We start from the raw sequence: 12,231 nt of genomic DNA, 5'->3' as shown, positions 1-12,231 counted from the left end.
CGCCGGTAAGGTAGCGCTGCAGGTTCGGCGCGATGGTTTGCGCAATCTGCTCGGGCGGTAGCGACTTGAACGGCTCCAGTTGCAGGATGTAGCGCGCCATCACCACGCCTATCAGCTGTGACGCGACGAACTGGATGCGGATGGCTCCGCTTCCGGGCGGATTGTCCACGCGGGAGCCGACTTCGACGGCGATGACGTCCTCGATGAAGGTCCGGAACAAGTTGGATTCCGAACCGGCCAAAATCGATCGCAGCGTGGCGATGAACGCCGCGCCGATCTCGGAATCCCACAGTTGCAACAACGTCGACGGGAGCCGGTAGCCGAGCTCGTCGACGGGTACCTCGCGCAACGGGCCGATGATGGTCATCGGGTCGATCGGGATGTGTACGGCAGCGGCGAACAGCTTCTCCTTGGTGCCGAAGTAGTGATGCACCAACGCCGAATCCACCCCGGCCGCGGCGGCCACCGCGCGGATCGAGGTGTTACGAATTCCATTGCGCGCGAACAGCTCCCGTGCGCCCTCAAGGATGCGGTCGCGGGTGTCGGAGTTCCCGGCCGGCCGACCCCGCCGACGGCGCCCGGCACTGGTGGTTGTCACTAGGACCCTCCGTGCCGACCCGCAGCGCCCGGTCCCCCGCAAGCGGGTGGGGGTACCTCCCACTTGTGGGGGCGTACCCCCAGCGCGCGCCTTGCGATCGCCACTAGGGCGTCCGCCGGCGCAGCGTCGCCGCGGCCAGGCACAGCGCCGCCAGGGCGAAGCCCAGCACCACGGCGATGTCCCGCACCGCGATGAACGTCAGTTCCGGGTGCGCACCCACCTGCTGCAAGGCCTCCAGCGCATAGCTGGCCGGCAGCACGTTGCTGATCCATTGCAGCCAGTGTGGCATCAGCGCACGCGGCACGATGATGCCGGCCAGCAGCAGCTGCGGCACCATCACCAACGGGATGAACTGCACGGCCTGAAACTCGGTGCGGGCGAACGCACTACACAGCAGGCCCAGGCCGACGCCCAGCACGGCGTTGACGATCGCGATGAGGAACACCCACGCCGGGCTGCCGGCGGTGTCGAAATCCAGCAACCAGAAGGACACGATGCACGCCAGAATCGCTTGCGCCGCAGCGGCGATGGAGAAGGCGGTGCCATAGGCGATCAGCAAATCCAGGCGGCGCAGCGGTGTGGTCAGAATGCGCTCCAGCGTCCCCGAGGCCCGTTCCCGCTGCATGGTGATCGCCGTGATGATGAACATCACGAACAGGGGGAACAGGCCCAGCAGAATCAGGCAGGCGTTGTTGAACGGCGTCGGCCCGCCGGGGCGGTGCGGGGCGTTCTGGAACATGAAGTACATCAGACTGATCACCAGGACCGGTACGAACAGGATCATCGCGACGCTGCGATGGTCGGCGACCAGTTGGCGCAGGATTCGCGCGGTGGTCGCGGTGTAGCCGCGCAGGCTCAGCCCGCTTCGCGCATGGTGCTGCGCTTGATGATGGACAGAAACGCGTCCTCCAGTGACGTGCATCCGGTGTCCTCTCGCAGTTGGGTCGGGGTGGTGTGGGCGACCAACCGGCCGTCGCGCATCAGCAGCAGGTCGCCGCAGTGATCGGCTTCGTCCATCACATGGCTGGAGACCAGCAGCGTGGTCCCGGTGCGGGCCAGCTCGGTGAACTGCTCCCAGAGGTCCGCGCGCAGCACGGGATCCAGGCCCACGGTCGGCTCGTCGAGCACCAGCAGGTCGGGCTGACAGACCAGTGCGCACGCTAGCGAAACCCTGGTGCGCTGACCGCCGGAGAGGTTGCCGCACAACGCGGTCCGGTGATCGGTCAATCCGACGCGGTCGATGGCGGCATCGGCGGCCTGGCCGTCGAACCCGTAGAGCGCCGCGAAATAGCGAACGTTGTCCACGATCCGCAGGTCGTGGTAGATGGTGGGGTCCTGTGGCAGGTAACCGATGCGGTGGCGCAGTCCGGCGCTGCCGGCCTCTTCACCGAGCACCGTGACGGTGCCGTGAGAAATGATCTGGGTGCCGACGATGCAGCGGATCAGCGTGGTCTTGCCGCAGCCGGACGGGCCGAGCAGGCCGGTGATGCTGCCGCGGGCGATCTGGACGGAGAAGTCGTGCAGAGCTGGGCGTTTGCCGCGGACAACGCGCAGATGCTCGATGCGGACCGCCGGCGCGGCCGGCTCGGCAATTAATTCATCATGCGATGAACTCATCATGCGATGAATAATCGTCCGGTCGCGTTGAGTTGTCAAGGCCGACGTTGAAAGAGAGGCGGTCACTGGGCGGGAGCGCGGGTCACCCATGAAGTGACGTGTGAAACCGCTAGCGCCGGCGCTAGCGCACTGCGGAATCGCCAGGAGAAGGCGCCGGCGGCGCCCTAGTTGAAGCGTTCGCCGGTGGCCGGGCGCCGTTGCGGCAGATGGCCGTGCACGCCCTCGGCGTAGGCCGTTTCGGCGTGCTGAGTGAGGTCGACACCGGTGGTCTCGTCCTCGGCGCTGACCCGGAAACCCATCAGCCGGTCGATGACCTTCGCCAACACGAACGTCATGGCGAACGCATAGAGCGCAACGACGCCGATTGCCAGCGCCTGCTTGCCCAACTGGCCGAATCCGCCCCCGTAGAACAGGCCCTGCGCTCCCGCCGTCATGACCGCCGTCGCGAACAGACCGATCAACGACACCCCGACCACGCCGCCGACGAAGTGCACGCCGACAACGTCGAGTGAATCGTCATAGTTGAAGCGCAGTTTCGCGCCCACCGCGAACGCGCACACGATGCCCGCCGCCAACCCGACGACCGTCGCGCCCAGCGTGTTGACCGTTCCACAGGACGGGGTGATGGCGACCAGGCCGGCGACCACACCCGATGCCGCACCGAAAGTGGTGGGGCGGCCGTCGCGGATCTGTTCGACCGAGAGCCAGCCGAGCATGCCCAGGCACCCGGCGACCAGCGTGTTGAGGAAGATGGCCGCGGCAGTTCCGTTGGCGGCCAAGGCCGAACCGGCGTTGAAGCCGAACCAGCCGAACCACAGCAGCCCGACGCCGACGAACAGCAAAGGCAGGTTGTGCGGCCGCATCGCGTCCTTTTTGAACCCGATACGCGGCCCGAGCACCAGCGCCAGCGCCAGTGCGGAAGACCCGGAGACGATCTCGACGACGAGCCCGCCCGCGTAGTCAAGGACGCCCAGCTTGGCCAGCCAGCCGCCGGGTCCCCAGACCCAATGCGCGACAATCGAATACACCGCGATCGCCCACACCGGGACGAAAACCATCCAGGCGGCGAACTTGGCGCGGTCGGCGATCGCGCCGCTTACCAGGGCGGCCGTGATGATCGCGAACGTCAATTGGAAGGTGGCATACAGCAGTTCGGGAACCGTGCCGTGGGTGGTGTCGGGGGTGATGCCGAGCATCCCGAAATGCCTGAGGTTGCCGACGAGTCCGCTGACTCCGTCCTCGGAGAACGCGATGGTGTAGCCGACCAGCAGCCACGCCACCGTCACCAGCGGTATGGAGATGAAGCTCATCATCATCATGTTGAGCACACCGGTGGTGCGGACCATGCCGCCGTAGAAGATCGCCAGGCCGGGGGTCATCAGCAATACCAGTGCGGTGCTGGCCAGCAGCCACGCCGTGGCGGCGGGATCGATCGCATGCATGAGGTGGGCTCCTTCTCGCGGCCCCTGGGGTCACGGGACACCGGGATACTGCCACGTCTGGTCTGCCGGTAGGTTCGTTGGGTTGAAGAAAAGAGGATTCAGGATCTGATGTGGTCGAGGCTCGAGGACGCTTTCGCGAAGGCACGGCTGCGGCGCAACTGTTGGTCGACCCGGTCGAGGCCGCGCGCCGGTTATTGGGCGCCACCCTCACCGCGCGGGGTGTGAGCGGGATCGTCGTCGAGGTCGAGGCCTATGGGGGAGTCCCCGACGGTCCCTGGCCAGACGCCGCCGCGCACTCCTACAAGGGCTTACGCGCCCGCAACTTCGTGATGTTCGGACCCCCCGGGCGGCTGTACACCTACCGCAGCCACGGCATCCACGTCTGCGCCAACGTCTCGTGCGGACCCGACGGCACCGCAGCCGCGGTCTTGCTGCGCGCGGCCGCCATCGAGGACGGCACCGACGTCGCGCGGGCCCGCCGCGGCGAGTTGGTGCACACCGCCGCCCTCGCGCGCGGTCCGGGCAACCTATGCTCTGCCATGGGAATCACCATGGACGACAACGGCATTGACCTATTCACGCGCAACAGCCCGGTAACCCTCGAACTGCACGAACCGCTGACCGCGATGGCCGGGCCGCGCGTCGGCGTCAGCCAGGCCGCCGATCGGCCATGGCGGCTGTGGCTGCCCGGCCGCCCGGAGGTTTCGGCGTATCGCCGCAGCCCTCGCGCGCCGGCCCCGGGCCGCAGCGACTAGCCGAACGGTTCCGGGGTGGAAGGATCTTGGATCATGGGCGACATGATCATCGACGAGTTGGGCTGGCGCGGCCTGATCGCGCAGTCCACCGACCTCGATGCGCTGACCGCCGAAGCCCGGGGCGGGCCGATGACGGTATACGCCGGCTTCGACCCCACCGCGCCGAGCCTGCACGCCGGACACCTGGTGCCCTTGCTGGCGTTGCGCCGGTTCCAGCGCGCCGGCCATCGTCCGATCGTGCTCGCCGGAGGGGCCACCGGCATGATCGGTGACCCGCGCGACATCGGGGAGCGCACCCTCAACGAGGCGGACACCGTCGCCGAATGGACCGAGCGCATCGGCGGGCAGCTGCAACGCTTCGTCGACTTCGACGAGTCACCCACGGGCGCGGTCGTCGTCAACAACCTGGACTGGACCCGCCCGCTGTCGGCGATCGAGTTTCTGCGCGACATCGGCAAGCACTTCTCGGTCAACGTGATGCTGGACCGCGACACCGTCCGTCGGCGTCTCGAGGGCGACGGCATCTCCTACACCGAGTTCAGCTACATGCTGTTGCAGGCCAACGACTATGTCGAGTTGCACCGGCGCTACGGGTGCACCCTGCAGATCGGCGGCTCCGATCAGTGGGGCAACATCATCGCCGGCGTCCGGTTGGTGCGCCAGCAGCTGGGTGCCTCGGTCCACGCGCTGACGGTGCCGCTGGTGACCGGCGCCGACGGCACCAAGTTCGGCAAGTCCACCGGGGGCGGCAGCCTGTGGCTGGACCCGGCGCTGACCACGCCCTACGCCTGGTACCAGTACTTCTTCAACACCGCTGACGCCGACGTGATCCGGTACCTGCGCTGGTTCACCTTCTTGACGGCTGACGAGCTCGGCGAGCTGGAACAGGCGACCGCCGAGCGTCCGCAGCAGCGCGCCGCCCAGCGGCGGCTGGCGCGCGAACTGACCGTGCTGGTCCACGGCGAGGCGGCCACAGAGGCCGTCGAGCACGCCAGCCGGGCGCTGTTCGGGCAGGGCGAACTGGACCGGCTGGACGAGGCCACGCTGGCCGCCGCGCTGCGCGAGACCTCGGTCGCCGAACTCAAACCCGGCGGCCCGGACGGGATCGTCGACCTGCTGGTCGCCAGCGGCCTGTCCGAGAGCCGCAAGGCCGCGCGACGCACGCTCGGCGAGGGCGGCGTCTCGGTCAACAACGTCCGCATCGACAGCGAGGAATGGGCGCCGCAACCGTCGGACTTCCTGCACGGCAAATGGCTGGTGCTGCGCCGCGGCAAGCGCACGGTCGCCGGGGTCGAAAAGCTCTAGCCGCGTTATCCCGACTAGCCCTTTCGGGGCCGCAACCACGTGCGCAAAACGCGCACGTGCACAAATCTTTACCTCACCGTGTCGTTCACGTGACCCTCGGGGACCACTGTTGTCACGGTGCTTTTCGCGACGCGTCTGCGGTTGACCGTCCTGCCGGTCCTGGGGGTGAGCATCGGCCTGATGGCGCTGGCGTTGTCGGCGCCCATCCGGGCCGACATGGTGAGCAATGCGTTCCTGTCGGCACTGACGAATGCCGGGATCGCCTATACCCAGCCGACCGGCACCACGGCGATGGGACAGTCAGTGTGCCCGATGCTGTTCGAGCCTGGCGGGTCGTTCGACCAGGTGACCTCCAAGATGGCCGAGGGCAACGGAATGTCCTACGAGATGGCGGGCCGGTTCACCATCGTCGCGATCGCGACCTACTGTCCGGCGCTGATCGCGCCGCTACTGGGTAACCGGCCGCATAGCTAGGCGGCGGGCTCCCCGTATTCTCGGCTGCGTGGTCGACGACAGGCAAGGACACCGCGGCGAGCGGCGGGGGCGGCCGTCGTCCGGCGGCTGGTCGGGTCCGGGGCGTGCGCGCCCGGCCCAGCCGCAGAGCGCCGGGCGCGGGGAGGGCCAGGCCGACCGCGCGCCGCAGGACGGGCCGCCGATACCGCCCGGCGTGGACGCCAAGCAGCTGGCGCCCGAGATCCGGCGCGACCTCAGCACGCTGGACCGGGCCACCGCCGACGCCGTCGCGCGCCACCTCGTGGCCGCGGGCGAGCTGCTCGAGGAAGACCCGGAGGCCGCCTTGCGTCACGCCCGGGCGGCGCGCGCCCGATCCAGCCGGATCGCCAGCATTCGGGAAGCGGTCGGCATCGCCGCCTATCACTGCGGTGACTGGGCACAAGCGCTCGCCGAATTACGCGCGGCACGCCGGATGGGCAGCAAGTCCTCGCTGCTGGCGCTGATCGCCGATTGCGAACGCGGACTTGGCCGTCCGGAGCGGGCGATCGAACTCGCGCGCGGCCCGGAGGCCGCCGAGCTCAGCGGTGACGACGCCGACGAGTTGCGCATCGTCGCCGCCGGGGCGCGCGCGGATCTCGGCCAGCTCGAGCAGGCGCTCACCATCTTGTCCACGCCGCAACTGGACCCGGCCCGCACCGGTACGACGGCCGCACGGCTGTTCTACGCGTACGCGGACACTCTGCTGGCGCTCGGTCGCGGCGATGAAGCATTGCAGTGGTTCCTGCATTCTGCGGCCGCGGACGTCGACGGCGTCACCGACGCCGAAGACCGGGTCAGTGAACTCGGCTGATGACGGAGCAAGATCACACTAAAACCCTTGCGCAGCAATATGACTGCCTGCTGATCGATCTGGATGGCACGATGTTTCGCGGCCGTCAGCCCACCGAGGGCGCGGTGCAGACGCTGGCCGAGGTGCGCAGCCGCGCGTATTTCGTGACCAACAACGCCTCGCGCAGCGCCGACGAGGTCGCCGCACACCTGACCGACCTGGGCTTCACCGCCGTCGCCGACGACGTCGCCACCAGTGCGCAAAGCGCGGCGCGGCTGCTGGCCGACCAGTTGCCGCCCGACTCACCGGTGCTGATCGTGGGCACCGAGGCCCTGGCCGACGAGATCACGGCGGTCGGACTGCGGGCGGTGCGCAGCTACGACGACGGCCCGGCCGCGGTCGTGCAGGGTCTGTCGCAAACCATCGGGTGGCCGGAGCTGGCCGAGGCCGCGCTGGCCATCCGGGACGGGGCGCTGTGGGTGGCGTCCAACGTCGACCTGACGTTGCCCACCGAACGCGGGCTGCTGCCCGGCAACGGATCGCTCGTGGCCGCGCTGCGGGCGGCCACCGGCGGCGAACCTCAGGTCGCGGGCAAGCCGGCGCCCGGGCTGCTGCGGGATGCCGCGGCCCGCGGTGACTTTCGCGCCCCGTTGGTGGTCGGGGACCGGCTCGACACCGACATCGAGGGCGCCAACGCCGCCGAGTTGCCCAGCCTCATGGTGCTCACCGGGGTCAATTCCGCGCGGGACGCGGTCTACGCCAAGCCCTCCCAGCGCCCCACCTATATCGGCCACGACCTGCGTTCGCTGCACGTTGAGGCGGGGCGGCTCGCCGTCGGGCCGCAGCCGGGCTGGCGGGTCGACGTCACAGACACGGCGATCACCGTCGGTGGCGACGGGGCGGACGACAGGGATGACCTGTCGATCGTGCGCGCGGTCGCCGCCGCGGTCTACGCGCGCTCCGACTCCGGTGAGGTGCGCATCGAGGCCGCCGACGACCGGGCGCGCGCTGGGTTGCAACGCTGGTCTTTGGTGCACACCGACTGACGGGTGACTAGCGTAGGAACGCGATGACTATCGATCCCGATGAGATTCGCGCTGAAATCGACGCCCTGCTCGCGCGGCTACCCCAGCCCGGGGACGGCGAAGACCCGGAGAAGGTGCCTTCGCTCGACGAGCTCGAAGAAATAGCACGCCGCCTGTCCGAGGCGCACGACGTGCTGCTGGCCGCGCTGGAGTCGGCGGAGAAGGGCTGAGTGCGCGGATGTCTCGACGCGCCCGCGTTGACGCCGAGCTGGTCCGGCGCGGCCTGGCCCGGTCCCGCCAGCAGGCCGCCGAGTTGATCGGTGCGGGGAAGGTCTGCATCGACGGGATGCCGGCGCGCAAGCCGGGCACCGCGGTCGCCGTCACCGCGGCCCTGACCGTCGCCGAAGACGGCGAGCGCGGCTGGGTGTCGCGCGGAGCGCATAAGCTGATCGGGGCGCTGGACGCCTTCGAGATCTCGGTCGCGGGCCGTCGCTGCCTGGATGCCGGCGCGTCGACGGGGGGCTTCACCGAAGTCCTGCTCGACCGCGGGGCCACCGAAGTGGTTGCCGTCGACGTGGGATACGGCCAGCTGGCCTGGTCGCTGCGCAGCGACGCTCGCGTGGTCGTCGTCGAACGGACGAACGTTCGCGACCTCACGCCGGAGGCGATCGGCGGACGGGCCGACCTCGTGGTGGCTGACCTGTCGTTCATTTCGCTATCCACGGTTTTGCCGGCGCTGGCTGGATGTGCCACACCGAACGCGGATATCGTTCCCATGGTGAAGCCGCAGTTTGAAGTGGGCAGGGGACTGGTCGGCGCCGGTGGTGTCGTGCATGACCCCGGCCTGCGCGCCGACGCCGTGCTGGCGGTCTCCGGTCGCGCCGGCGAGCTGGGCTGGCACACCGTCGACGTCACCGCCAGCCCGCTGCCGGGGCCGTCGGGCAACGTCGAGTACTTCCTGCGGCTGCGCGCCCAGGCCGATAGCCCACTGGCCGGCGACGAACTGGTGACGGCGGTGCGACGCGCCGTGGAAAGCGGGCCACAATGAACGAAAGCGCGCCACGCACCGTGTTGATGGTGGCCCACACTGGCCGAGACGAGGCCACCGAGACCGCGCGGCGCGTGCAGAAAGTGTTGAGCGACAAAGGAATCGAGCTTCGTGTGCTGTCCGCCGAGGCGGTCGACAAGGGGCCGATGCATCTGGCCCCCGATGACATGCGCGCCCTGGGTATCGAGATCGAGGTGGTCAACGCCGACCCGCGGGCGGCCGAGGGCTGCGAACTGGTGCTGGCGCTGGGCGGCGACGGCACCTTCCTGCGGGCCGCGGAACTGGCCCGCAACGCCAACATCCCGGTGCTCGGCATCAACCTGGGCCGCATCGGCTTCATGGCCGAGGCCGAGGCCGAGGCGATCGACCGGGTGCTGGATCATGTTGTCGCACGCGATTATCGGGTGGAGAACCGGTTGACGCTCGACGTGCTTGTGCGGCACGGCGGCGACGTCTCGGTACACGGCTGGGCGCTGAACGAGGTCAGCCTCGAGAAGGGTCCGCGGCTGGGCGTGCTCGGGGTGGTCCTCGAAATCGACGGGCGTCCCGTGTCTGCTTTCGGCTGTGACGGGGTGCTGGTGTCGACGCCCACCGGATCCACCGCCTACGCGTTCTCCGCGGGTGGGCCGGTGTTGTGGCCGGACCTCGAGGCAATCCTGGTGGTACCCAACAACGCTCACGCGCTGTTCGGTCGCCCCATGGTGACCAGCCCGGACGCCACCATCGCGATCGAGATCGAGGCCGACGGCCACGATGCCCTGGTGTTCTGTGATGGTCGCCGCGAAATGTTGGTCCCGGCGGGCAGCCGGCTGGAGGTAAAACGTTGCGACACACCGGTGAAATGGGCCCGGCTGGACAGCGCCCCGTTCACCGACCGGCTGGTGCGCAAATTCCGGTTGCCGGTGACCGGGTGGCGCGGGAACTGACGGCCTTAGCACTGGTGCTGACTGAATGCTGACCGAAATCCGCATCGAGTCGCTCGGTGCCATCAGCGCCGCGGTCGGGGAGTTCGACCGCGGCCTGACCGTGTTGACCGGCGAGACCGGTACCGGCAAGACCATGGTGGTGACCGGGTTGCACCTGCTCGGCGGTGCCCGCGCGGACGCGACCCGGGTGCGGTCCGGTGCCGATCGGGCGATCGTCGAAGGCCGTTTCACCACAACGGATCTCGACGAAGCGACGATCGTGAAGCTGGATGACGTGCTGGACGCCTCGGGAGCAGAACGCGACGAGGACGGCAGCGTGATCGCGCTGCGCTCGGTCAGCCGGGACGGACCGTCGCGCGCGTATCTCGGCGGCCGCAGCGTGCCGGCCAAGTCGCTGGGCGACTTCACCGCCGGGCTGCTGACCCTGCACGGTCAGAACGACCAGCTGCGGCTCATGCGGCCCGAGGAACAATGCGGCGCGCTGGACCGGTTCGCGAAGGCCGGCCCCGCGCTGGAGCGCTACTGCAAACTGCGCGACGCCTGGCTGTCGGCACGTCGCGACCTGCTGGACCGCCGCCACCGGATGCGCGAGCTCGCGCTGGAGGCCGACCGGCTGAGCTTCGCCCTCAACGAGATCGATGCGGTGGACCCGCAACCCGGCGAAGATGATGCCCTGGTCGCGGAGATCCTGCGGCTCTCCGAACTTGACACCCTGCGCGAGGCCGCTGCCGGGGCCCGCGCGGCCCTGTCCTCCGATGAGGCGGACGGATCCGGATTCAGCGCGACCGACAGCCTGGGAAAGGCAAGGGCCGCATTGGAATCGACGGACGACGCGAAGCTGCTGGCGTTGGCCGGCCAGCTCGGTGAGGTGCTGACGGTGGTCGTCGACGCGGCCGGTGAGCTGGGCGGCTTCCTCGAGGAGCTGCCGGTCGATGCCAGCGCTCTGGAATCCAAACTGGCCCGGCAGGCTGAACTGCGCACGCTGACCCGCAAGTACGCCGCGGACATCGACGGCGTGCTGGCCTGGGCCCGTGAGTCGAGGGAGCGACTGGCTCAACTCGACGTCTCCGAGGAAGGGCTGGCCGCGCTGGCCAAGCGGGTCGACGAACTCGCGCACGAATTGGCCCGGGCCGCCGTCGATCTGAGCAACATCCGGCGCAAGGCCGCCAAGCGGCTCGCCAAGGAGGTCACCACCGAGCTGTCCGGGCTGGCGATGGCCGACGCCCAGTTCAGCATCGACGTCACCGTGGACGTCGCGTCGGCGTCCGAGGACGCCGCCACGCTCATGTTGCCCTCGGGCGAGCTGGCCCGCGCCGGCGTCGACGGCGTCGACCAGGTGGAGTTCGGCTTCGCGGCCCACCGCGGGATGGACCAGCTGCCGTTGGCGAAGAGCGCCTCCGGGGGCGAGCTCTCCCGGGTGATGCTGGCGCTGGAAGTGGTGCTGGCCGCCTCGGCGGCGGGCACGACGATGGTCTTCGACGAGGTCGATGCCGGCGTGGGCGGCCGGGCGGCGGTGCAGATCGGGCGGCGGCTGGCGCGGTTGGCGCGCACCCATCAGGTCATCGTGGTCACGCATCTGCCGCAGGTCGCGGCGTACGCCGATGTGCACCTGGTGGTGCATGGAGCCGGACCCAAGGGGACCAGTGTGGTGCGGCGGGTTGCCGACGACGAGCGGGTGGCCGAGCTGGCGCGGATGCTGGCCGGGCTGGGCGAGTCCGACAGTGGCCGCGCCCACGCCCGTGAACTGCTCGATGCGGCACAGAAGGATGAGATCTAACCGTCGGGAACACTTTATACAGATGTGACTAATGGGACTCTAGATAACTTCTGGGGCTGATGTTACGGCGCGCCTCCCATCCTCGCCGGGGCTTCGCGGACAGAATCGCCCCCATGAAGATGTCAGGCCTGCTTTCCCGTAACCCCGCCCGGCCGGGCCTCGTCGGCACCGCCCGCGTTGACCGGAACATCGACCGACTGCTGCGTAGGGTCTGCCCCGGCGACATCGTGGTGCTCGACGTCCTGGATCTGGACCGCATCACGGCGGACGCGCTGGTGGAGGCCGATATCGCCGCGGTCGTCAACGCGTCTCCCTCGGTCTCGGGCCGCTACCCGAACATGGGGCCCGAGGTGCTGGTCAACAACGGGGTGACGCTGATCGACGAGGCCGGACCCGACATCTTCAGGAAGGTCAAGGACGGCTCCAAGATTCGCCTGCACGAGGGCGGGGTGTACG

General features: G+C 69.0%; 13 protein-coding genes and 1 pseudogene. 10 read left to right on the top strand and 4 right to left on the bottom strand.

The window, feature by feature from the left end:
* From A5652_RS06210 to A5652_RS06195, 4 genes are all read right to left on the bottom strand, one after another.
* Nucleotides 1-598: TetR/AcrR family transcriptional regulator (locus tag A5652_RS06210; protein ID WP_067347840.1), on the bottom strand; the 598-nt coding region annotated here is incomplete at its 3' end.
* Between the two features lie 103 nt (nt 599-701).
* On the bottom strand, nt 702-1,520 hold the full coding sequence (locus A5652_RS06205; protein WP_197513794.1) for an ABC transporter permease: 819 nt from the start codon (nt 1,518-1,520) through the stop codon (nt 702-704).
* On the bottom strand, nt 1,454-2,218 hold the full coding sequence (locus tag A5652_RS06200; protein ID WP_067347831.1) for an ABC transporter ATP-binding protein: 765 nt from the start codon (nt 2,216-2,218) through the stop codon (nt 1,454-1,456). Before A5652_RS06200 ends, A5652_RS06205 begins: the two co-directional genes overlap by 67 nt.
* Nucleotides 2,219-2,379: 161 nt before the next feature.
* Nucleotides 2,380-3,657 (bottom strand): ammonium transporter, encoded by a 1,278-nt coding sequence (locus A5652_RS06195; RefSeq protein ID WP_067347828.1) that lies wholly within the window; start codon nt 3,655-3,657, stop codon nt 2,380-2,382.
* A 110-nt stretch (nt 3,658-3,767) separates the two neighbouring features.
* Here A5652_RS06195 and A5652_RS06190 point away from each other — a divergent pair, with 110 nt between their 5' ends.
* The 10 genes and pseudogenes from A5652_RS06190 to A5652_RS06145 form a co-directional block, all read left to right on the top strand.
* On the top strand, nt 3,768-4,412 hold the full coding sequence (locus A5652_RS06190) for a DNA-3-methyladenine glycosylase (RefSeq protein ID WP_067347826.1): 645 nt from the start codon (nt 3,768-3,770) through the stop codon (nt 4,410-4,412).
* Nucleotides 4,413-4,445: 33 nt separating this feature from the next.
* On the top strand, nt 4,446-5,717 hold the full coding sequence (gene tyrS / locus A5652_RS06185; protein ID WP_156745184.1) for a tyrosine--tRNA ligase: 1,272 nt from the start codon (nt 4,446-4,448) through the stop codon (nt 5,715-5,717).
* Nucleotides 5,718-5,834: 117 nt separating this feature from the next.
* Complete coding sequence (locus tag A5652_RS06180; RefSeq protein ID WP_067347824.1) at nt 5,835-6,191, top strand: DUF732 domain-containing protein; 357 nt, start codon at nt 5,835-5,837, stop codon at nt 6,189-6,191.
* A 28-nt stretch (nt 6,192-6,219) separates the two neighbouring features.
* On the top strand, nt 6,220-7,020 hold the full coding sequence (locus tag A5652_RS06175; RefSeq protein WP_232001106.1) for a tetratricopeptide repeat protein: 801 nt from the start codon (nt 6,220-6,222) through the stop codon (nt 7,018-7,020).
* On the top strand, nt 7,020-8,045 hold the full coding sequence (locus A5652_RS06170; protein ID WP_067347822.1) for an HAD hydrolase-like protein: 1,026 nt from the start codon (nt 7,020-7,022) through the stop codon (nt 8,043-8,045). Before A5652_RS06175 ends, A5652_RS06170 begins: the two co-directional genes overlap by 1 nt.
* 23 nt (nt 8,046-8,068) lie before the next feature.
* Nucleotides 8,069-8,254 (top strand): hypothetical protein, encoded by a 186-nt coding sequence (locus A5652_RS06165; RefSeq protein ID WP_064885493.1) that lies wholly within the window; start codon nt 8,069-8,071, stop codon nt 8,252-8,254.
* Nucleotides 8,255-8,262: 8 nt separating this feature from the next.
* Entirely contained in the window at nt 8,263-9,072 is an 810-nt protein-coding gene (locus tag A5652_RS06160) for a TlyA family RNA methyltransferase (protein WP_067347819.1), read from the top strand.
* A complete protein-coding gene (locus A5652_RS06155; RefSeq protein WP_067347817.1) occupies nt 9,069-9,998 on the top strand; it encodes an NAD kinase in 930 nt (309 codons plus the stop codon). Before A5652_RS06160 ends, A5652_RS06155 begins: the two co-directional genes overlap by 4 nt.
* A 25-nt stretch (nt 9,999-10,023) precedes the next feature.
* Entirely contained in the window at nt 10,024-11,775 is a 1,752-nt protein-coding gene (gene recN, locus A5652_RS06150) for a DNA repair protein RecN (protein WP_067347813.1), read from the top strand.
* Between the two features lie 113 nt (nt 11,776-11,888).
* A pseudogene (locus A5652_RS06145) lies at nt 11,889-12,231 on the top strand (thiamine pyrophosphokinase); the annotation flags it as partial.

It is taken from the genome of Mycobacterium sp. 1165178.9 (assembly GCF_001673555.1).
Taxonomy (GTDB): domain Bacteria; phylum Actinomycetota; class Actinomycetes; order Mycobacteriales; family Mycobacteriaceae; genus Mycobacterium.
Note: the sequence above shows the minus strand (reverse complement) of the source record. Positions and strands in the feature narration are given on the sequence as shown.